General features: G+C 67.7%; 20 protein-coding genes and 1 tRNA gene. 15 read left to right on the top strand and 6 right to left on the bottom strand.

Annotated elements, in window-relative coordinates; translation table 11 throughout:
• Positions 1-76: 76 nt before the first annotated feature.
• The 3 genes from AB4Z55_RS05605 to AB4Z55_RS05595 form a co-directional block, all read right to left on the bottom strand.
• Positions 77-1,498 carry a UDP-glucose/GDP-mannose dehydrogenase family protein gene (locus AB4Z55_RS05605; RefSeq protein WP_004022431.1) on the bottom strand — a complete coding sequence of 474 codons (1,422 nt, stop codon included), beginning with the start codon at positions 1,496-1,498 and terminating at the stop codon, positions 77-79.
• 86 nt (positions 1,499-1,584) lie between these two features.
• On the bottom strand, positions 1,585-2,157 hold the full coding sequence (dcd, locus tag AB4Z55_RS05600; protein ID WP_369519336.1) for a dCTP deaminase: 573 nt from the start codon (positions 2,155-2,157) through the stop codon (positions 1,585-1,587).
• Between the two features lie 21 nt (positions 2,158-2,178).
• Positions 2,179-3,678, bottom strand: coding sequence for a DUF222 domain-containing protein (locus AB4Z55_RS05595; protein ID WP_369519335.1), 1,500 nt, complete (start codon positions 3,676-3,678; stop codon positions 2,179-2,181).
• 252 nt (positions 3,679-3,930) lie between these two features.
• On the opposite strand from AB4Z55_RS05595, the gene AB4Z55_RS05590 reads away from it, so the two are divergent.
• The 4 genes from AB4Z55_RS05590 to AB4Z55_RS05575 all read left to right on the top strand — a co-directional run bounded on the left by AB4Z55_RS05590 (position 3,931) and on the right by AB4Z55_RS05575 (position 7,351).
• Positions 3,931-4,004 (top strand) — tRNA-Gly (locus tag AB4Z55_RS05590).
• Between the two features lie 98 nt (positions 4,005-4,102).
• A complete protein-coding gene (locus AB4Z55_RS05585; protein ID WP_369519334.1) occupies positions 4,103-5,203 on the top strand; it encodes a beta-mannosidase in 1,101 nt (366 codons plus the stop codon).
• Positions 5,204-5,268: 65 nt separating this feature from the next.
• Positions 5,269-6,777 (top strand): amino acid permease, encoded by a 1,509-nt coding sequence (locus AB4Z55_RS05580; RefSeq protein WP_064570314.1) that lies wholly within the window; start codon positions 5,269-5,271, stop codon positions 6,775-6,777.
• Positions 6,778-6,862: 85 nt separating this feature from the next.
• Positions 6,863-7,351, top strand: a complete 489-nt coding sequence (locus tag AB4Z55_RS05575; RefSeq protein WP_101821173.1) for a GyrI-like domain-containing protein — start codon at positions 6,863-6,865, stop codon at positions 7,349-7,351.
• 21 nt (positions 7,352-7,372) lie between these two features.
• Here AB4Z55_RS05575 and AB4Z55_RS05570 read toward each other — a convergent pair whose 3' ends face one another.
• On the bottom strand, positions 7,373-7,843 hold the full coding sequence (locus AB4Z55_RS05570) for an SRPBCC domain-containing protein (RefSeq protein ID WP_369519333.1): 471 nt from the start codon (positions 7,841-7,843) through the stop codon (positions 7,373-7,375).
• A gap of 164 nt (positions 7,844-8,007) precedes the next feature.
• Here AB4Z55_RS05570 and AB4Z55_RS05565 point away from each other — a divergent pair, with 164 nt between their 5' ends.
• Positions 8,008-8,424, top strand: coding sequence for a TIGR03668 family PPOX class F420-dependent oxidoreductase (locus AB4Z55_RS05565; protein WP_004022449.1), 417 nt, complete (start codon positions 8,008-8,010; stop codon positions 8,422-8,424).
• A 113-nt stretch (positions 8,425-8,537) separates the two neighbouring features.
• Entirely contained in the window at positions 8,538-9,197 is a 660-nt protein-coding gene (locus AB4Z55_RS05560; protein WP_248643830.1) for an NADPH-dependent F420 reductase, read from the top strand.
• Between the two features lie 36 nt (positions 9,198-9,233).
• On the opposite strand, the gene AB4Z55_RS05555 is transcribed toward AB4Z55_RS05560, so the two are convergent.
• Positions 9,234-9,995, bottom strand: coding sequence for a LysR family transcriptional regulator substrate-binding protein (locus AB4Z55_RS05555; RefSeq protein WP_369519332.1), 762 nt, complete (start codon positions 9,993-9,995; stop codon positions 9,234-9,236).
• Between the two features lie 47 nt (positions 9,996-10,042).
• Between AB4Z55_RS05555 and AB4Z55_RS05550 the strand changes: the two genes are divergently transcribed.
• From AB4Z55_RS05550 to AB4Z55_RS05535, 4 genes are all read left to right on the top strand, one after another.
• Complete coding sequence (locus AB4Z55_RS05550; protein WP_101821253.1) at positions 10,043-10,432, top strand: DUF5997 family protein; 390 nt, start codon at positions 10,043-10,045, stop codon at positions 10,430-10,432.
• Between the two features lie 99 nt (positions 10,433-10,531).
• Complete coding sequence (locus AB4Z55_RS05545) at positions 10,532-12,469, top strand: hypothetical protein (protein ID WP_369519331.1); 1,938 nt, start codon at positions 10,532-10,534, stop codon at positions 12,467-12,469.
• 121 nt (positions 12,470-12,590) lie between these two features.
• Positions 12,591-13,175 (top strand): lipoprotein, encoded by a 585-nt coding sequence (locus AB4Z55_RS05540; RefSeq protein WP_369519330.1) that lies wholly within the window; start codon positions 12,591-12,593, stop codon positions 13,173-13,175.
• A gap of 63 nt (positions 13,176-13,238) precedes the next feature.
• Positions 13,239-14,105, top strand: coding sequence for a hypothetical protein (locus tag AB4Z55_RS05535; RefSeq protein ID WP_369519329.1), 867 nt, complete (start codon positions 13,239-13,241; stop codon positions 14,103-14,105).
• A 15-nt stretch (positions 14,106-14,120) separates the two neighbouring features.
• On the opposite strand, the gene AB4Z55_RS05530 is transcribed toward AB4Z55_RS05535, so the two are convergent.
• A complete protein-coding gene (locus AB4Z55_RS05530) occupies positions 14,121-14,714 on the bottom strand; it encodes a TetR/AcrR family transcriptional regulator (RefSeq protein WP_369519328.1) in 594 nt (197 codons plus the stop codon).
• 78 nt (positions 14,715-14,792) lie between these two features.
• Here AB4Z55_RS05530 and AB4Z55_RS05525 point away from each other — a divergent pair, with 78 nt between their 5' ends.
• From AB4Z55_RS05525 to AB4Z55_RS05505, 5 genes are all read left to right on the top strand, one after another.
• Positions 14,793-15,968 carry a DUF418 domain-containing protein gene (locus tag AB4Z55_RS05525; RefSeq protein WP_369519327.1) on the top strand — a complete coding sequence of 392 codons (1,176 nt, stop codon included), beginning with the start codon at positions 14,793-14,795 and terminating at the stop codon, positions 15,966-15,968.
• 99 nt (positions 15,969-16,067) lie between these two features.
• Entirely contained in the window at positions 16,068-16,604 is a 537-nt protein-coding gene (locus AB4Z55_RS05520) for a hypothetical protein (protein ID WP_369519326.1), read from the top strand.
• A 176-nt stretch (positions 16,605-16,780) separates the two neighbouring features.
• The gene (locus tag AB4Z55_RS05515; RefSeq protein WP_369519325.1) at positions 16,781-18,985 is read left to right on the top strand and encodes an MMPL family transporter; all 2,205 of its coding nucleotides are present in this window, start codon (positions 16,781-16,783) and stop codon (positions 18,983-18,985) included.
• A gap of 37 nt (positions 18,986-19,022) precedes the next feature.
• Positions 19,023-19,709: a TetR family transcriptional regulator gene (locus tag AB4Z55_RS05510; protein WP_239401235.1), complete on the top strand. Its 687-nt coding sequence runs from the start codon at positions 19,023-19,025 to the stop codon at positions 19,707-19,709.
• Positions 19,710-19,815: 106 nt separating this feature from the next.
• Complete coding sequence (locus AB4Z55_RS05505; protein ID WP_369520984.1) at positions 19,816-21,000, top strand: phosphatase PAP2 family protein; 1,185 nt, start codon at positions 19,816-19,818, stop codon at positions 20,998-21,000.
• Positions 21,001-21,244 lie beyond the last annotated feature (244 nt).

Raw genomic sequence — 21,244 nt, 5'->3', positions numbered from 1 at the left:
CACGTGCACCTCGCCTCAAGCCCCCACCGGCGAGAAGGTGCCCCCTGGACAGTCGCGAGACTCAACCTAGCACGACTCAGCGGATCGAGGCCCCCGGCGCGAATCCGTTCACCTGCTCGGACGGGCTGTTTCGCGGTGCGGGGCGGGTGGGTGCCGGACCGCCCAGCGCGCGGTAGTCCCAGCCGGCGTCGCGCCACATCTGCGGGTCGAGGCAGCGCCGGCCGTCGACGATTCGTCTGGCGCGGACCACGCCGTCGAGTTCCTCGGGCGCCATGTGGACGAACTCCGCCCATTCGGTGGCGATGACGACGACGTCGGCCCGGTCGCATGCGTCGCGCGCGGTGGCGGCGTACTGGAGACTCGGCTGCATGCGTCGGCAATTGTCCATCGCCTTGGGATCGAAGACGGTGACCGATGCGCCTTCGAGAGCCAGCCTGCTCGCGACGGCGAGGGCCGGCGAATCCCGGACGTCGTCGCTCTCGGGTTTGAACGCGGCACCGAGGACGGCGACGTTGCGGCCCAACACCTCGCCGCCCAGCGCCTCGTAGACCAGTTCGACGGCCGCGCCCCGGCGACGCATGTTGATGGCGTCGACCTCGCGCAGGAACCCCACGGCGCGTGGCGCACCCATGTCGTCGGCGCGGGCGGTCAGTGCGCGGATGTCCTTGGGCAGGCATCCCCCGCCGAAACCGAGTCCGGCGTTGAGGAATCGGCGTCCGATACGGGGGTCATACCCGATGGCGTCGGCGAGCGTGTTGATGTCGGCGCCGGCGATCTCGGCCAGTTCGCTGATCGCGTTGATGAACGAGATCTTGGTGGCGAGGAACGCGTTTGCCGAGACCTTGACGAGTTCGGCCGTGGCCCAATCGGTTTCGATGAGCGGAACGCCGGTTTCGAGGATCTCACGGTAGATCTCGCGGATGACCTCGCCCGCCGACGATTCGGCGGCGGGGTCGTAGGACGGATCGTCGAGCGACCCCAGACCCAGCACCAGGCGGTCCGGTTCGAGGGTGTCCTCGACGGCGAACCCCTCCCGCAGGAATTCCGGACTCCATGACAGCTCGATGTCGGCACCAGAGTGCGTCAAGACCGAGATACGCTGCGACAGTTCGGCACACGTGCCGACGGGGACGGTGGACTTCCCGATGATCAGGTGCTTGCCGCGCAGTGTGGGCACGAGTGAGTCGACGGCGGCGTACACATGCGACAGGTCGGCGCGATGCCCGCGCGGCTCCTGCGGGGTACCCACCCCGAGAAAGTGGACCGAGGCGTGGTCGGCGGCGGCGAGATGGTCGGTGGTGAAGCGCAGCCGTCCGGCGTCGATGTTCCGCCGGAGGATGTCGGAGAGTCCTGGTTCGAAGAACGGGACCTCGCCGGCCTGGAGACGCTCGATCTTGTGCGCGTCGACGTCGATGCCGACGACGTCGTGCCCGAGTTCGGCCATGCAGGCCGCGTGTGTGGCACCGAGGTAGCCGCATCCGATCACCGTGAGCTTCATGAAGGCTACGGTTACCCACGCGGTGCGGCCGGTAACCATCTCCGCCGTGGCGGAGGGTGATCCGGTAGGTGAACTTCCGGTCGGCCCTAGTCGTCCTTCTGGAAGTTGAGGTATGCCTTCGACGGTGTCGGACCGCGTTGCCCCTGGTACTTCGAACCCACCGACGCACTGCCGTACGGCTCCTCGGCCGGGCTGCTGAGGCGGATGAGGCAGAGCTGGCCGATCTTCATCCCGGGCCAGAGCGTGATCGGCAGGTTGGCCACATTGGAGAGTTCGAGGGTGATGTGGCCGGAGAAGCCGGGGTCGATGAAGCCCGCCGTCGAATGCGTGAGCAAGCCGAGCCGGCCGAGCGACGACTTGCCTTCCAGCCGGCCGGCGAGGTCGTCGGGCAGTGAGCACACCTCGAGGGTCGACCCCAGCACGAATTCGCCCGGGTGCAGCACAAAGGGCTCGCCGTCGGCCGGTTCGACCAGCGAGGTGAGTTCGTCTTGGCGCTGCGCGGGGTCGATGTGGGTGTAGCGGGTGTTGTTGAACACCCGGAACAGACCGTCGAGCCGGACGTCGACGCTGGAGGGCTGGACGAGGGCGGGATCGAACGGATCGATGGCGAGGCGCCCGTCAGCGATCTCGGCGCGGATGTCGCGGTCGGAGAGCAGCACGGTGTCGAGGTTATCGAATGGTCAGGGAGGATCTGCGCCGGTGTCCGTCGAGGTCGGCGTTCCCTCACTCGCCGATGCCCCGGTTCCGCGCTGCCGGGCGTCGGTGCGCATCCGGTCGAGGACGGCGTCGGCGCGGTGGGCGTGGTTGATCCGCGGCGTCGACGACGGGTGCGAGCGGGGCGGGTGCCAGACGGCGCGGCCGGCGTCGACACCGTCGGCGGCGATGGTGGTGGCCCACTGGTCCACACCGACGCCGACCGCGCGGTTGTGTGGTCCGCAGGCGGTGGCGAGGGTGTCGAGGTCGGTGGAGCCGTGGTGGGCTTCCCACTCGACCACGTGGTGGATTTCGCAGTCGAACGACGGCCGTGCGCAGCCGGGGAAGGTGCAACCGCCGTCGCGGGCGAACGCGGCGATGCGCTGCGCGCGCGACGCGAAGCGCTTGGCCCGTCCGAGGTAGAGGACCTCGCTGGTGTGGTCGCGGAACACCGCGAGATGGTGCTGTGCGTCGGCGGCCAGGTCGAGGGCGTCCTTGATGGGGAGCAGAGTCCCCGTCGCGGTCCGTGCCGGATCGCCGGCCGCGTCGCGGAGGGCCGACTCGGTGATGGAGACGACAAGGTGTGGCGGCAGCCCGTGGTGCGACCCCCCAAGCGCGCCGGCGTCGAGCACAAAGCGCAGCATGGCGCGCAACGCGTCGTGGTTCCGCTTGTCGGCTGACCGTTCGTCGCGCTCGGCCGCTGCGGCGAGGGCATCGGGGTGCGCGGCTTCGGGGCTCCCCGTGGGCGATTCGGGGTCGGCGGGGTTGTTCATCCCGGGAGCGGCCCACACCGACAAGACGACGTCGAACATGGCGCGCGTCACGGGGTCGAGCGTTGCGGTCAGCCGAGACATCAGTTGGGCGTCTTGCGGCCCGAGTTTGAGGCCACGGTTGCGGGCGCGGTCGCGATCGTCGGTGATGGTGCCGTCGGGGTCGAGGTGGGCCAAGATGCGGGCGCCGAGATCACGGAGTGACGACGGGTCGTACTCGCGTGCGTAGTGCGCGAGAGTTGCTTCGGCGGCGTCCTTGTCGGCGGTGTCGACACCGGCGGGGATCTTGCGCATCACCTCGATGACGACGTCGACATGCCGTCCCGAGATCTCCCCCTCGGCAACACCTTTGGCGGTCTCCGGGAACCGGGGTTCGAGCGGGACCCCCTGCATGTCCGGGAACTTGCCCAGTGCCCAGACGCGGTTCATCAGGCGGTTCGCCTCGCCGCGCCGGTTAAGCGCGTGGCACAGGAAGTTGGAGACGGTCTGGCAGCCCATCTTCCGGTACGCCGACCGCTCGTCTATGTCGACGATGTGGTCGGCGAACGCCGACAGCATGCGCCGTTCGGCGCGCTCGTGCTGGATCGCGACCTGGAGTAGCTCGGTCTCCGAGCAGTCCGTTGACGACGTCTCGGCGATCTCATCCAGCAGCGCATGCAAGCGCTCGTACTGGTCGAGCAGAAGTGGTTGTGGTGCAGATGGCTCGGTAAAAGCCATGATTTCATCCCCCATCATCATGGCTTTACTCGAAACTACGTTCGAGACTACTGCTCAGCTGCCCTCCGCGCAACCCCTGTTTGTGAGTAGTGCTGTGTTGCAACCGAATCAAGTCCGGTGACTCCGTCTTATCGCCGGCCAGATGTAGTACTTCGTAGCGCCCAGCGCGACGATCCGCGACATCTGCGCGTCCCGACGACCGTCCCGGCCACCGGTTTGCTAGGCTGTCGATCGCGAGTCCAGCACTCGCACGCCGATGTAGTTCAATGGCAGAACATCAGCTTCCCAAGCTGAATACGCGGGTTCGATTCCCGTCATCGGCTCCACCATTCTCGGGCGCGATCCACAACCGAGCCGCCGCGTGCAATCATCAGACGAACCGGGCCGGCGCCATCGTCGGTCCTCGTCATCCCAGGACGCACACATGCATCTGCCCGCGGTGAGAATTCCGATTCTGGTGCTGTGCATCGGCCTGCTCGTGAGCTGGATGATGCCTCCGCCCGCACAGGCGGCACCCAACCGGGTGAAGGCCACGTCGACCGGATTGACCCTCGACGGACGCCAGTGGTGGCCATCCGGATTCGACGCGTACCAGCTGGCCACCGATTGGTCGGTGAACGCCGGGTGCGGAGCGATGGTGGATCTCGACGACTATTTCGCTGCCCTACCCCCGCATTCGCTCACCCGCTTCAATCTGTTCGCTCGACTGGCGGTGAACAAGTACACCCAGCAGTTGGATTTCGGGCCGATGGACGCCGTCTTCGACGCCGCGGCGCGGCACGACCAGATGGTCCTACCGGTCCTGGCCGCCGCCGACGGCGCCTGCGAGAGCGGAGTTTTCAAGGAGCGCGACTGGTACCGATCGGGCTGGCGAACGGCCGCCGGAGCGGGCGGACTCACGTTCGAGGAATGGGTACGGACGGCAGTGAGACGCTGGAAGGCCAGCCCGGCGCTGGCCGGATGGGAGCTGGTGGGTGAACCCGAACCGTCCGTCTGTGGCGATCAGACGTGTGCCTGGCAACAGCGGTCGTGCCCGGTCGACGCCGCGCGCGTGCTGCGGTCGTTTTTCGGCAGTGCAGGTGCCATGGTCACCCGGCTGCACGGCGGGGCGGTGATCTGGTCCGGCTTCACCGGCGGTGGCCAGTGCGGCACCGCCGGACCCGACTATCAGTACGTCGCGGGCTCCCCGTATCTGGATGTCCTGGACTACCACGACTACGGCGCGGACGGCGTCGCGCTCCCCGGGGATCAGTGGAACGGGCTGGCCGAACGTCTACGACAGGCGCGCGCAGTCGGAAAACCTCTCGCCGTGAACGAGATCGGCCAGTTCGCCGGTTCGTGCGGTTCGAGGTCCGGCCGCGTCGACGACTTCCGGACCAAGGTCGCCGGTCAGCGGGCGGCCGGGACGGCAACCGCACTGTTCTGGGCGTTCGTCCCGGACCCGCGGGACGACCAGTGCACTTACGACATCGGTCCCGGCGACCCGGTGCACGACCTGGTCGCCGAACTGACCCGTCTCGATTGAGGCCCGGCACCCAGGCAACAGCGCAACGCCCGGCCGACGGGCCGACCGGCCGTTAGACTCTGCCGGTGTCCAGTCCTCTGGGGATCACCCCCGACGAGTCTCTGCGCAAGGGACTTCAGAGTCGCCACATCAGCATGCTCGCGCTCGGCGGCGCCATCGGCACCGGCTTGTTCGTCGCGTCGGGCGCCACCATCTCCGACGCGGGTCCGGGTGGCGCCATCCTGGCGTATCTGCTGATGGGTTGCATGGTCTTCTTCCTCATGCAAAGCCTCGGCGAGATGTCGGCATACATCCCGTGCAGCAACCCATTCGAGGAGTACGGCAAACGCTTCGTGAGCAAGTCCTTCGGTTTCGCCGCCGGGTGGAACTACTGGCTCAACTGGTCGGTCACCCTGGCCGCCGAGTTGGTGGCCGCCGGGCTGATCATGAAGTACTGGGCCCCCGACGTGCCGTCGTGGATCTGGTCGATCGTGTTCCTGGCGGGTCTGCTGGCCCTGAACCTGTTCGCGGTCAAGGCGTTCGGCGAGGCCGAGTTCTGGTTCGCGGCGATCAAGGTCATCGCGGTGGTCGTCTTCCTCATCGTCGGCGTGCTGCTGATCCTCGGGGTCGTCGGCGACCGCCCGTCGCCGGGGTTCAGCAATTGGACGATCGACGACGCTCCGTTCGTGGACTTCCCGCTCGGCATGTTGTCGGTCTTCCTCATCGCCGGCTTCGCATTCCAGGGCACCGAGATGATCGCGGTCGCCGCCGGCGAGGCAGTCGAACCGAAGACCGCGATTCCGCGTGCGGTGCGCACCGTTTTCGTGCGCATCCTGCTGTTCTACATCGGCACCCTCACCATCATCGCGTTCCTGATCCCCTACACCGACCCCAATCTGCTGAATGCATCCGAGGAGAACATCGCGGTCGCCCCGTTCACCCTCGTGTTCTCCGAAGCGGGGATCGCGGTGGCGGCATCGATCATGAACGCCGTGATCCTGATCGCGATCCTGTCGGCGGGCAATGCGAGCCTGTTCGCGGCAACCCGCGCGTTGTACGGCCTGTCGGTTCAGGGCAACGCGCCGCGTGTGTTCTCGTGGGTCACGCGATCAGGTGTGCCACTCCTCGCCGTGGCCGCGACGACGGCCATCGGTGCCCTCTGCTTCCTGGCGAGTCGGGTGGGCGACGGTCGCGCCTACGTCTGGCTCGTCACCGCCTCGTCGGTGGCCGGTTTCATCACGTGGATGGGTATCGCCTGGGCCCACTATCGGTTCCGGCGGGCGTGGCACGCGCAAGGTCTGGACCTCGGCAGACTCCCCTACAAGGCCTGGCTCTATCCGGCCGGACCGATCATCGCGTTGCTCATGTGCGTTGCAGTCATCGCCGGCCAGAATCTCCCGGCGATCCGCGACGGCTCCGCGGGAAATCTCGAACTGTGGCTCACCGCCTACGGTGCGCTGTTCGTGTTCCTCGCGCTGTGGTGGGGCCACAAGGTGATCACGCGCAGCCCGAGCGTGGACCTGCTCACCGCCGATCTGTCACCCACGTCGGCTGCGTCGGCGCACCGCGACCCGGATCCGGACCTCGTCGGCTGACCCGCTCGTCGGGCACTAGCCAAGTGGGGCACCGGGTCTCGCCCAGTCAGCTCGCGCCGCCGCGAATGGGCAGTAGGCTCGGTCCATGCAGATCGTTCCCGAGATCGTCGACGTCGACCCGGTCGAACTCGCGGTGGTACGAAAGACCGTGGCCATGGACGAGATAGAGGCCTTCTACGACTCGGCGTTCCCGCTTCTGGTGTCGAGCATCGAGCAGTCGGGGCGCACGATCGCCGGACCGGCGTACGGCTTGACCTTCTCCATGCCGTCGGAGACTCCCGACGGCATGGTCATGGACATGGGGGCCGCGTTCCCCGTCGATGCGCCGTTCCCCGACACAGATCAGGTGTTCGGGATGCGGACTCCGGGCGGGCAGATCGCCCGCCATCTACACCAGGGCAGCTACGACCTGCTGCCCGAGTTGTATGCGGCGGTCTTCTCGTGGATAGACGAACAGGGCCTCACGCCTGGCGAGTTCGCGTGGGAGGTTTACGTGACCCAGCCGACTCCCGACGCCGACCCGGACAGCCTGCTCACCGAGATCGTCGTGCCATTGTCCGTCGCGCACATGTAGGCCGCCTCGAGGCCGGGCCGCTCAGCCGACGAGCTCGGCGATGTGGTTCAACGAGTTACGCAGATGGTCGTCGGCGAACGGCGGGAACTCGATGTACTCGCGGATGTAGGTGGGCACGGCCGACCAGTCGTAGGTCAAGGTGAGCTCGGTGCACGACTCCCCAACCGGCGCCAGGTCGTACCGCCAGGTCCAGCCGCCGAACTCGAGCTCCCCCGAGTCGTCGCGCTGTCCTGGTTGCCACGCTATCGCCGACACCGGTTCGATCACCTCGACCCGGTTCTCCATCAGGTAGTCACCGTCCGGATGGTTCGAGTGGTACATGTTCATCCGGAAGAGCTGACCCACCTCCCGCAGCGGTGTCGTGTCGACTGCGTCCCGAACCCAGCCGGTGCCGTCGATGGCCTGGTGGGTGCGCGGGTCGGCGAGCGTCGCGAACACCTCGTCGGGTGTGGCGGAGATCGTGAGGCTGACGGCAACGCTGTCGTGAGTCATGCTGCTGACCCTTTCTGGTCGGGTTCCCCGGATCGGGGCGTGGACACAGGGGTTGACCCGAACCGGCATCGACACTCATCGGTGACTCGAGCCTCATCTCTCCGCGACGTTCCGGACGTCTCCGTAGCCCGGCTCGACACCCGAACGCATGTCATCCTCGTGAGATGGACCTGCGCCTGACTCGCGAACGTTTCGCCGCCGCTCGGTCGGTCACGCTCGCCACGGTGTCGCCCTCCGACACACCGCACCTGGTCCCCGTCGTATGCGCAATCGATGACGACGTCATCTACACGTGCGTGGATCACAAGCCGAAACGCACCACCGCACTCCGTCGTCTCGCCAACATCGCGAACAATCCCGCGGTGTCGCTCTTGGCTGACCAGTACTCCGACAACTGGGATGAACTCTGGTGGGTGCGGGTCGACGGCCGGGCACACGTCGTCGACGCCGGTGAACCCGTCGGCAGTCACGGCATCGACACGCTGGCCGCGAAGTACCCGCAGTATCGACAACGACGGCCCGAGGGACCGGTGATCGTCGTGGAGTCCCTGACATGGCACAGCTGGTCGGCGACCGCATAGGCACGGCGGGACCGAGGAGGCGATCGTCACCCTTCGCCGCGCCTGGGAATGACCCGGCACGAGCCCTCGTTGCGCGAATGGTCAACAACGTCGTCGAATATTGAGGTGCAGTTGTGAAGATCGGGATCATCGGTGCAGGATTCATCGGCGGGACGCTCACGCGTCGTCTGACATCGCTGGGACACGAGGTGCGGGTGGCGAACTCGCGCGACCCGGAGACGCTGGCCGAGCTGGCCTCCGAGACCGGTGCCACGGCGGTGTGGGCGGCCGACGCCGCGCAGGACGCCGACCTGGTGATCGTCAGCATCCCGCAGAAGAACACCCCCGACCTCGCGCCGGGCATCCTCGACACCCGCAAGGCCGACGCGCCGGTCATCGAGACCAACAACTACTACCCGCAGCAGCGCGACGGGAAGATCGCGGCGATCGAGAACGGCACACCCGAGAGCGTCTGGGTGTCGGAACTGCTCGGCGTGCCGGTGTACAAGGTGTTCAACGGCATCTACTGGAAGCACCTGCTGAACAAGGGCGTACCGGCGGGCACAGAGGGCCGTATCGCGCTGCCGATCGCCGGCGACGACCCCGCCGGCAAGGAGATCGTGTTCCGCGTCGTCGACGAACTCGGGTTCGACCCGGTCGATGCCGGTCCGCTCGCCGAGTCGTGGCGTCAGCAGCCGGGGACTCCGGTGTACGGCAAGGACTTCGGTGTCGACGACACGATCAAGGCTCTCGCCGAGGCATCGCCCGAACGCACCGCGGAATGGCGCGCCTGACGCACCCTCGCCAAGGGGGCACGTCACGGCGTGAGATCACCGACGCTTCGGACGTCCCGACCCACGCCGCGCACTCTTGCCGGGGACCTTCCCGGCCGCCTCGCGTGCCGCCCTCTTCGCCGCCACTTTCTCCTTGGCCGATCGCTTCGGCGCCTCGCCGGTGCGTCCGCGCGAGGACGTCGGCTTACGGCCACGCACGATGCCGATGAACTCGTCCGCCGATTCTGTTGTGGGAGCAGGCCACAGGAGCCCCACGGCACTCGTCGGCGCGTCGATCACCGGACGGTAGACGAGGTCCTTGCGGTGATGCAGACGCGCCAGCGACTGCGGTACGAGCAGCACACCGACGCCGGCTGCGACGAGTTCGACTGCGTCACCTGCGGTCTCGGGCCGGTGCTCCACCGCCGCGCCCGGGCGGTCCGGCACCGTCAACGGCTCGTCCAGCGGCCAGAGGAACTGTTCGTCGGCGAGATCGGCCAGCGCCATCTCCTCACCCGCCGTCAGGACATGGTCTTTCGGCACGACGACGACGGTGCTCTCCTCGTACAGCTCGATGGTGTGGTGCTGCCGTGCATCGCCGTACCGGAGGGCCTCCGGCAACCGCGTGATCGCCATGTCCACACGCCCCTCCGCGACCGCCTCCGCGCAGTCCGCGACGTCGAGCGCGACGAGTTCCAGCGGCACATCGGGACGACGCTCCGCCCAGATCCCGACCCATTTGCTCGGTGTGACGCCCGGGACGTACGCCAGCCGGAACGCGGGGGCCTCGCCGGCAGCGTGAACGTCGGGTGTGGTCACATCCACAGGCTACCGCCCGATACCCTCGACGAATGAGCTCGCAGTCGATGAAGCCGGCCACCGCCGCCAAGAAACTGGACGTGTACCTGCCGGCCACTCCTGCGGAATTCCAGCAGGGCCCGATCACCCGGGCCGAACTCGCCGCCCTCCAGGCCGACCCGCCGGAGTGGCTCCGCACGCTTCGTGCCGACGGACCCCATCCGAAGAACCTCGTCGCCGCCAGGCTGGGGATCTCCAATTCGGGCCTCGTCCGCGGCGGCATCACCGAGGCCCTCACGACGGCCCAGATCGACGACCTCCTCAGCGAGATGCCGGATTGGCTGGCCGCCGAACGCGCCACCCAGATCGAGGTCCGGCGCGAGGAGCGGCGCGTCAAGTCCCTCCACGCCGACAAGCAGCGTGCTCGCGACGAGGCCGACGCCGACCCCGAGGGCTGACCGACCCTGCACAACCACTCCTGATACCGGCGAGATCTGGGTACACTACGTCCGATTCGCCGGTTTGCGGCCTGCCCGCACCTTCCGCTAGGAGTTCGTGTGCAGCACCGCATCCCGGGCCGATGGGTTCGATTAACACTGGCGGCCGTCGCCTGTGTGGCCGCATCGTCGGCGGTCACAGGAGTCCAGACAGCCTCTGCTGCACCATCCCCCACACCGGTCGCCGGGTCGGTCAGCGCCGCGGGCCCCGCCCGTGCATGGGACGTCCAGGCGTGGGTGTCCGGCATCGACGGGGCTCCCGCACGAAAGGCGGGCTCCGCACGCACGGACCGCGCGGGCAATTTCCGACTCGAGCCGACGTCTCACCCCGACGCCCGCCAGGCCTTCTACCTGACGGCCACACCGGCCGGTCGTAGAGACGCGTTCACGACGCTCGCCACCGTGTCCCCCACCGTTCCCACCCGGGTCGTCATCAACGAACCGACAACGGTCGCAGCGGGTTACGCGCTGGCACAGTTCGTCAGCAGCGCCGGCGTCAACAGCACCGACGTCAGCGGCGCGGCGCCCGGCGTGCGCAACGCGGCGTCGATGGCGGCCAACCTCGCCGACCCGTCCACCGGCCGGCTCGGCGCCACTCTGCGGAGCGCACCCAACGGCTCGCAGACGTCGACGATGGCCGCGTTCACATCGCTGTCGAACGCCGTGTCGGCGTGCACCGCGTCCGCCGACGGATGCGCGGCCCTTCGTTCGACGACCACCACCCCACTCGACGGCCGCCCCTCGACGCTGCTCGACGCCATGGCCAACATGGCCAAGAGCCCCTCCATCAACCCCGCCGGCCTGTTCGCGGTGTCGCTGCGCAATCAGGTACGTCCCGGCGGACTTCCGCTGCCGCCGCCGGCATGGACCCTCGCCCTCCGCTTCGACGGCGGCGGCGGACTCCTCGCGGGCCCCGGCAACTTCGCGATCGGCGAGGGCGGCGACGTCTGGGTGAATGCCAACTACCAATTCGCTCCCGACCCCCGGACCCCGGTCTGCGACGGCAAATACCTGTTCCGCTTTGCGCCGAACGGCACACTGGTCGGTGGCCGACCCCTCACGGGCGGCGGGCTCAGCGGAGCGGGCTACGGCATCACCCGCGACCACGACGGCGACATCTGGGTCAGCAACTTCGGTTTCGCGGCACCGGCCCCGGGCTGCCCCACCGACCGACAGCCGCCGCACAATTCGATGTCGGAGTTCAGCGCCGACGGCCGGGCGCTCTCGCCCTCGGCCGGTTACACCGAGGGCGCGATCAGCTGGCCGCAGGGCATGGCCACCGACCGCAACGGGTCCATCTGGACCGCGAACTGCGCCACGGACTCCCTCACCGTCTACCCCGGCGGAGATCCGCGGCGCGCACGGAACATCGACCCGGGCGTCCAGCAGCCCTTCGACATCGTCGACAACGGTCGCACCCTGTTCGTCAGCGGTCTGCAGAGCAGCTCGATCGCCGTGCTCGACCGCAACGGACGCGCACTGCGCGCTCCGATCACCGGCCCACAGGTCGACAATCCCCTCGGCCTGGCAACCGACGCCAGGGGCACTGTGTGGGTGGCCAATTCGGGCGTGATCACCCTGCCGTGCCCGGACCGCCCCACCCAGGCGCCGTCCTACGGTTCGGTCACGGCCCTCGCACCCGATGGGCGCACCCTTGCCGGACCGCTCCGCGGCGGCGGGATCACGATCCCCTGGGGCATCACCACCGACGGCGACGGGAACGTCTGGGTGGCCAACTTCGCCGGCAAGCGCGTGTCGAAGTTCTGTGGCGCCGACGCCTCGACCTGCCCGCCCGGCAAGCGCACCGGTGACGCGATCTCGCCGGACGTGACCGGCTACTTCTTCGACGGCCTCACCCGCAGCACGGCGGTCATCGTCGACCCGTCGGGCAATCTCTGGGCGACGAACAACTGGAAAGAGGTTCCGCTGCAGACGAACCCCGGCGGATTACATGTCATCGCCTTCGTCGGCGCCGCGGCACCGGTGCCGGTGAGCTGACTCGGGGTGGCCACGTCGATCCGCGGGGAGGGGACGCCGCCCCTCCCCAGAGCTGCTGCCGGCGGCTAGCGTCGCATCGCCCCGTCTCCTTTCCTCTCCGTCTCCGATGAAGAAACCACCGATGCGTCGACTCGTCCTGTCCGGAATTGCTGCCCTCACGGCTTTCACGCTCGCCGGGTGTGGTCAGATCGGCAAACCCGATCGCGAGGAGGTCCGCGAAGGTCTGGTTTCGGTCTACCTGGACAGCAAGAGCAAGCCCGATCAGGCCAGTGCCGAGTTCATGGCTGATTGCATGCTCGACCGTGTCTACGATTCGGCGCACGACGTGACGCTCCGGGCGTGGGCTGACGGGCAGGAAGACCAGGACGAGGTCTCCGACAATGTCGTGGTGTTCGAGGCGTCGCGCGCATGCAACGACGAGCTGGCCGACAAGCGCGAAACCGAAGAGAAGCAAGCTGCCGGACCGATGCCGAGCGACGCCGAGATCCGCTCCGGATTGGCGAAAGTGCTACAGGGCCAGAGCAGTTCGTTGACCGAGTCCGGAGCCGACGCGATCGCCGCGTGCGTGTTGGACGAGGTCGGGGACTCGGTCACCGACGAGACGCTGCGCGCTTTGGCGTCGGGGAGCAACCGGATGGGAGTCGCGGACGCGAGCACGATACGTACCGCAACACAGCCCTGCTACGACTCGGCCGTCGCCAACTGACCGTCCGGCGAATCACCCGGCCCGCCCGCTCCGGTCCCGACCACCGTTGCGAGACTCGGTGCCATGGGTTCCGCGGAGGGCATGGGTTCCACAGGTGGCGCCGAAAAGGTGTGGGTGACCGGGCGCACGACAGGCGTCCCCGAATGCCGTGGTGACATCGTCCTGACGGACCTCCGCGGCGTCGTCACCCACACCCTCGCCGACGACGGGCCCAACGGGCCGAACGGGCCGGTGACGCAGTACATCCTGGCCGCGGCGGAGAAGCGGCTCTACAACGGTCTCCGCAACGCACTGGGCGGGGGCGACGGGCTGGACCGCGACGCGGCCCTACTGAGCCGGATGGTCCCCCTCGAGACCTTCGGACCGGACGTTCTCGACATCAGCAGGAACAATCTGCGTCGGCGATGGGCGACTTCCACGGACTGGCTCGACGACGTGATCGCGTACTCGCTACGTCCGGGCAGGGCCGACAGCCACGCACGCGCAGCGGTCGCCCGGGCCTCCGCCATGATCGGCGGGCCGCTGGGCCGATTGATCGACGCGGTGGCAGCAGGTGAGGTCGAGGCCGAACGCGACCCCGGACGGTTCGCGCTCGCCGAGATGATCCGGATGGTGTGGCCCGAACACCCCGCCGTCCGGCGATCACAGGCGACTCACGACGAGTACGCAATGCGTTGGTGGGTACCGGTATACGAACACATCCTCGATGCTTACGGCCTCCGATTGCTTCCCGGCCTCGACATGGACGACTTCGCCTGGCCGCTGCTCGCACTCGTCGACCACGAGGCACGAACACCGGGCCCCGCGGGCCGCTCCGCGCTCACGATCCGGGTGCTGATCGCCGGCGGTGTCGCCGACCGGAGGACCGGCGCCGGGTTGACCCCGGAGGAGATTGCCGTGCGCCTGCCGCCTGCACGAGTGCCGGACTGAGGAGCGCGGCTCGGATCAGCTCGCGACCCGCAACACCGCCAGATGGTCCCGCAGTACGCGTCGAGCCCGGTCCGGCGATTCGGTGCCGGCGAGGAGCAGGTGCATCGCCAGGCCGTCGACGAGAGCGTGCAACGCCATCGCCTGCGAGTCGAGATCGAGGTCCGCGCTGATCATCTCGTGCTCGCCGAGGACCGTCAGCACCGTGCGGCAGAGCGAGCGCAGGCCGCCGTGGGCCTCACGCGCCGCAGCCGCAAGCCCCGGATGGGCCACCGACTCGGTCACCATCGCGATGTTCACGTGCATCTCGACGCGCCGCTCGTCGTCGAGCGGCAGGACCTCCGACAACACGACCTCGGCCCAGCGCAGCGGATTGCGGATCCGGTCGTGGCGTCGTAGTCGAACGGCGACGCGCTCGTAGATCAGCCGCATCGAGAACTCGAGCAACTCCTCTTTGTCGGCGAAGACGTGCCGGAGCGAACCCACCGAGATCCCCGCCTCGGCCGCCACCTCGCGGACCGACACTCCGGACGCGCCGTCACGCAACACGATCCGCCACAGGGCCTCGGCTATCTCGGCACGTCGCCCGTCCCGGTCGATCAACTTGGGCATTGACTCATGGTAGTACACCCGTGCTACGTTGACCCGAGTTTTGATAGCACGGTTGTGTCAACAAAGAACGGAGACACGATGTCGACCCGACACGCGGCACTCGATGTCCTGCGCGGCATCGCGATCCTGGGCACCCTCGCCACCAACATCTGGATCTTCACCAACCCAGAGGGGTTGGTGGGATACATCCAGGGCGCGAATCACGCGACCGGCTCCTGGTCGATGGTCGAGGACCTCCTGCAGCAACTCGCCCAGGGAAAGTTCTTGGGCCTGCTGACGATCATGTTCGGAATCGGACTGGCCATCCAGCAGCGGTCGGCCGTTCGACGAGGCCGACCCTGGCCCGGTCGCTACTACTGGCGAGCCGCCTTGCTGTTCGTCGACGGCGTGATCAACTACTTCCTCTTCACCGAGTTCGACGTCCTCATGGGATACGCGGTCACCGGACTCATCGTCGCCTACCTGTTGTCGATGCGGCTTCGGCGCCAGTATGTCGCCATCGCAGTCGCGGCCTCGACACATGTCGCCCTGCTGGGCCTGGTGACGTGGGCCCTCCTCGCCGCCCCGGCCGGGTCGGGCGCCGGCACCGAACTGTCCCCGAATCCCTACGCGAACGGCAGCTTCGTCGACCTCATCGCATTCCGCGCCGAGAACCTGCTGATGTTCCGCGCCGAGGTCGTCTTCATCCTGCCGATGTCGATCGCCCTCTTCCTCGTCGGCGCCGCCCTGCTACGCGCCGGCGTTCTGGAACCGCACGGCGCCCGGCTCCTACGACGCCTGATGGTCGCCGGGCTGGGGGTCGCGCTTCCCCTCGACCTCGCCGTCGGGCTTGCCGGTGGCGACGCCGGACTCGTCGTCGGACGGTACGGGCTGGCGCCGGTCGTCGCACTGGGGCTGCTCGCCTGGGTGGCCGGGCACTACGCCGACGGTCACGCGCCCGGGCGGTTCGGCCGGGCGTTGACACCTGTCGGACGAATGGCGTTGTCCTGCTACGTTCTCCAGAACGCGATCGCGGGTGCGGTCTGTTATGGCTGGGGAGTGGGCCTCGCGCAGCACCTCGACGGCACGACGCTGGTCCCGGCCACCGTCGCCCTCTACCTCGCGATCGCCGCGATGCTCATGCTGTTCTCCCGCGTCTGGCTCAGCCGATTCGAGCGAGGCCCCCTCGAATGGTTGTGGCACCGCGGCTATGACCGCATCACCGGTTCCACCGAACGGCGGGTCGCACAGCCGAGCGTCGAAGCACCGCGGTGACGGGCTCTCCCCCGCAGGTCGGAGCACCATCCGAGGTGGGTTAGGCATCCGCACCGCGGGGTACCCGACGCGCACCATCATCCGATCGAGGAGTGAGTCGTGGACACCGCCATCTGGATCATCATCGCCGTCGTCGTCGTGATCATCATCCTTGCGCTCGTGCTGTTGCTGATGCGTCAGCAGAAGGCGCGTCGCCGGGTACAGGCCGAGGAGATCAGGCAGAACGCCGCCCAGCAGGTCTCGTCGGTCCGCCATCGTGAGGCCGTTGCCGAGGAGGCCGACGCCCGGGCCCGCCAGGCCAAGGCCGAGGCGGATGCGAAAGCAGCCGAAGCCAAGCGCCTCCAAGAGCAGGCGCGCCACCACCAGGGGCATGCCGCGGAGTCGCGGCAGGAGGTCGAGAGCGAGTTCGCTCGCGCGGACCGACTCGACCCGGACGTTCGACGCAACGCCGACGGACGCAACGCCGACGGACGGAACACTGAAGGACCGAACACCTACGGACGGAATTCCGACGCACGGGACGACTCGACCAGCGCAGGTCGTCACTCCGGCCAGCCGTCGAACAACCCGGTCGATCCGCGCCACCGCCCCGGCGCAGACCCTCGCGGAGACCAGACCCCGCCGAACGCTCGCTGACGAGTCCCTTCGACGTGCGCGTGACGTGAGCGACCTGGCTCACGTCGACATGAAAGTGTGACCGAGCTCTTCATAAAAGTGGTACTCAGTACCGAGTGTGAGTGGCTACCATTTTGTTGATCACTCGCCGCGCCCGTCGGGGGCCGGTTCCACGAAGACCGGAAGGTTCCCACGTCATGGCGTCGTTTCTGTTCAAGCTCGGAAGCTTCTGCTTCCGCCACAAATGGTCGGTGATCGCAGCCTGGCTGGCCGCGCTCATCGCGGTCGCCGGACTGGTCGGCGCACTCCAGCCCAAGTTCGCGCAGGACTTCAGCCTCCCCGGCACCGACTCGGGAATTGCCACCGAACAGGTCGAGCAGTACTTCCCGCAGGTCATGGCCCAGCAGGAACAGGCGTCCACGAGCATCCTCGTCGCCGCCGAGGACGGGCTGCAGAACCACACCGCGCAGCTGAACGAACTCGCCGCGGCCCTCCGCGGACTCCCCGACGTGATCGAGCCGCAGACCGTCGTCAACCCGCTGACGGTTGCGGCCGCTGATCCAGCACTGGCTGCACAGGTCGTCGGCGACGACGGCCGCGTCGGCCTCATCCAGGTCCGTCAGGACATCCCGATCCTCGATCTCACCGTCGAGAACAAGGACGAACTGGTCTCGATCGTGGACGAGTTCTCCGTCGACGGCCTGCAGGTGGCGGCAACCGGGTCGCTGATGCAGGTGATGGAAGCAGGCGGCACGGCCGAACTGCTCGGTTTCGCCGTCGCCTTCGTCGTGATGATCGTGGCATTCGGAGCTCTCATCGCCGCCTTCATACCTCTCGTGACCGCGATCGTCAGTGTCGGCATCACCATCCTGCTGCTCACGCTGTCGGCCGAGGCGCTGTCGATCAACGAGTCCGCCACCGCCATCGTCACGATGCTCGGCATCGCCGTCTCCATCGACTACGCCCTGTTCATCGTGTCGCGGTACCGCGCGGAACTCCTCCGCGGCGGCGCGCCGTCAGATGCCATCGGCCGAGCCGTCGGCACCGCCGGGTCGGCGGTGGTGTTCGCCGGCCTGACCGTGATCGTCGCGGTGGTGGCCCTCATGGTGATCGGCATCCCGATCATCACTCAGATGGGCGCGGGTGCCGGCGTCGCCGTGTTCATCGCGGTTCTGGCTGCTCTCACCCTCATTCCGGCCATTCTCGGTGCGTTCGGGCGGTTCGCCTTCCTACCTCGAATCCCCTGGATCAAACACGCCGTGGAATCCGAGGACGACACCCTGGGTGTCAAGGTCGGGCGCACTGTCGTCAAGTGGCCCATCCCGTTCATCGTGATCGGCCTCCTGGCGCTCGCGGGCGCGGCCATCCCGGCCACCAAGCTGGAGCTCGGTCTGTCGCTGTCCAGCGAAGCCGAGGCGCCCGCGCAGGAACTGCTGAGCCGAGGGTTCGGTGAGGGCATCAACGGCCCCTTGCTCGTCGTCGTGCACGACGAGGACGGCGCGATCAACGCCGCGGCCGAGGAAACCGTCCGGCACATCGCGACACTGGGTGATGTCGCCAACCCCGAGGGGCTCACCTGGACGGGCAATCGGGCCGGCGACACCGCGCTCATCATGGTCACTCCGGAGAGCGCGCCGTCGTCAGCCGCCACACACGACCTGATGGAGCAGATCCGCGCCTTCGCACCGACGGTCGAGAATCGTGGCGCCGAACTGCATGTCGGCGGTCAGACAGCCATCATGTCCGATCTCTCCCAGAAGCTCGACGATGCACTCATCCCGTACCTGGTCGTGGTCGTCGGTCTCGCCTTCCTGATCATGATCGGCGTCTTCCGGTCGCTCTGGGTCCCACTCATCGGCACCCTCGGATTCGTCTTCTCGGTCCTGGCGACCTTCGGCGTCACCGTGGCGATCTTCCAGGAGGGCTGGCTGGGACTGATCACCCACACGCAGCCGATCATCTCCTTCCTGCCGATCTTCCTCATCGGTGTGGTGTTCGGGCTCGCGATGGACTATCAGGTGTTCCTGGTGACACGAATGCGTGAGGAGTTCATGCACGGCTTGTCGGCCAAGGAGGCGATCGTGGCCGGTTACCGGCACGGCGCACGAGTGGTGACCTCGGCGGCGATCATCATGATCAGCGTCTTCGCCGCATTCATGCTCTCCCCGGAGACGACCGCCAAGATGATGGGTTTCGCCTTGGCCGCAGCAGTGTTCTTCGACGCCTTCGTGATTCGCATGCTGGTCGTACCCGCGGTCATCGCACTTCTCGGTGACCGCGCATGGGGACTGCCGCGCTGGCTCGACCGTTTCGTCATCAACTTCGACATCGAAGGCGAAGCCGTCCGCCACCGCGGGCTCGAGGAACCGGACGACACCAAGACCCCGGTCCCCGCGAACTGAGCAGCTGCACAACCCTTTCGATGAAGAGTGAGCACACATGGGCGACCGCCTGACGGTGCACGCCACCTCCGACGCCCCGGGACCGATCCCGGGGCGTCGGATCGGCCTGCGCGAGAAGAACAAAATGCGCACCCGCAACGCGATCCGGCAGGCCGCGATCACGCTGATCGCCGAGCAGGGATATGCGAAGACGACCGTCGAGCAGATCGCCGAGGCGGCCGGGGTGTCGCACACGACGTTCTTCCGCTATTTCCCGTCGAAGGAACAGGTGGTCATCGGTGACGAGCATCTGCACGCCGAGGCGCACGCGATCGTCGAAGCGATGCCGCCCGGGCTCAGCCACTTCGACCTCATCCGGCGACTGATGACCGAACTGCACCGCCTCACCGTCGACGACCCCTGGGTGGGCAATCCCCTACGCATGCAGCTCATCCGCACCGAACCGTTGCTGCAGAAGACCTTTCAGGTCGAGGCCGAACGGATGATCTCCGACATGACGCAGCTGATCGCCGACTACCTCGGGGTCGCACCCGACGACTTCCGGTTGAAGGTCTTCCTCGACGCCGTGGCCGGGGTGACCTTTCATCTCGCCACCGAACTCGACGACAACCGCGAGGTGCCACAGCTCGAGACCACCCTGCGCGCGATCGACCTGCTCGAGCAGGGGTTGCCGGTCGGGTCGACGGACCCGTCTGACCGTTCGCCCGGCGAACATTCCGACTAGGATCTGGACCGTGATCTCGGACAGCGCCGCCCGACCTGGAACGACCGGCCTTCGACTCGGCTCCGCAGCAAGGGGGAGGTCCCGCCGGTCACGGTTGGCCACGTCTCTGGTCGGTACCGCAGCGGCACTCGCGGCCGCCGTCTCGCTCGCGGCGCCGGCCCAGGCCGCGCCCGCCCGACCGACGCCGACGCCGTTCCCGGTCACCGACATCGCGCGGCTGTATGCGTCGGACATCTCGTCGTATCCGGGCGGCGTCTACCTCCAGCCCGTCGAGACCTTCACCGCGTTGCGGCGGGACCACCCCGAGGTGATGACCCGCAATCTCGAGACCGCGGTCGCGATCAACCAGTCCGCGGCCGACAACCCGGGCCTGCAGCGTCGCGCGCTCGCCGATGCCCACGACGATCCGCTCCAGACGATGTCCGACGCCTTCGGCGCCCGCCTCGGACGCCACTTCCGCGACGCCCTCGCCGCCGGCCGGCTACCAAAGACCACAGCTCTGTTCAGCGACTACCTCGCCCGCGCGGGCGGACTCGCGAACGCGACGCTCGTCGAGAAGTACGTGTTCGGCTACGAGCGGCCGTTCATCGTGGCGCCGGAGCGGATCCGCAAGTACATGCGCGCCGGCGCGAGCGAGTACGACGCGCTGGGCAGCAATCCGTCGTTCCCCTCCGGTCACACCAGCCTCTTCTTCTGGCGGGGCACATTGTTCGCCTCGATGCTGCCCGAGCTCGCGCCGCAGTTCCTCGCCCGCGCCTCCGAGGGCGGATTCCACCGCATCGTGCTGGGTGTGCACTACCCGCTCGACGTGATCGGTGGTGCGATGGTCGGCCAGGCCGCCGCCGCCGACCGCTGGAACGACGCCGAGTTCCGCCGGCTCCTGACCGCGTCCGCCACCGAGATCCGCAAGGAGCTCGAATGGCGTTGCGGCGCAGCCCTCTCGGTGTGCATCGCGCGTGATACGCCCTATGCCACCGACGCCGAAGCCCAGGCGATCTACGCGCAACGCATGACCTACGGGTTCGGTCGCGTCGCATCGTCGACCCACCCGATGACGGTGCCGCGGCAAGCCGTCGACCTGATCGCCTCGGCGTATCCGCGGCTCACCGACGAGCAGCGCCGCCAGGTACTGGCCCAGACCTCGGCCCCCGCCGGATATCCGCTCGACGATCAGCGCCCCGGACGCTCCTCCTGGCAGCGCCTCGACCTCGTGCGGGCTTACACCGCCGACGTCAGCGTCGGCCCCGACGGCCGCGTGACCGTTCACCAGGACCCGCCGACCCGGCGGTAACCTAATCGTTTGTCCCACTGCCCGTTGCGAACTCATCGCGACGGGCAGTGTCGTCACCATCTGATCCAGAGTGTGTCCAGTTTGCGTCAACAGCTTGACACCGAAGTAAGGATGTGGCTACTTTTCGAGTGGCCCACATCACATCCGACGTGGACTCACCGCCGTGACCTGCGCGGACGGTGCCGGAATCGCGGACCCAGATACAGCGCTGGGTCGATGAACTCATTCCTTCTAAGCCCCGCCG

This window comes from Gordonia sp. ABKF26, assembly GCF_041103195.1.
In the GTDB taxonomy this organism is placed as follows: domain Bacteria; phylum Actinomycetota; class Actinomycetes; order Mycobacteriales; family Mycobacteriaceae; genus Gordonia; species Gordonia terrae.
This window is presented reverse-complemented; position numbering and strand designations above follow the sequence as displayed.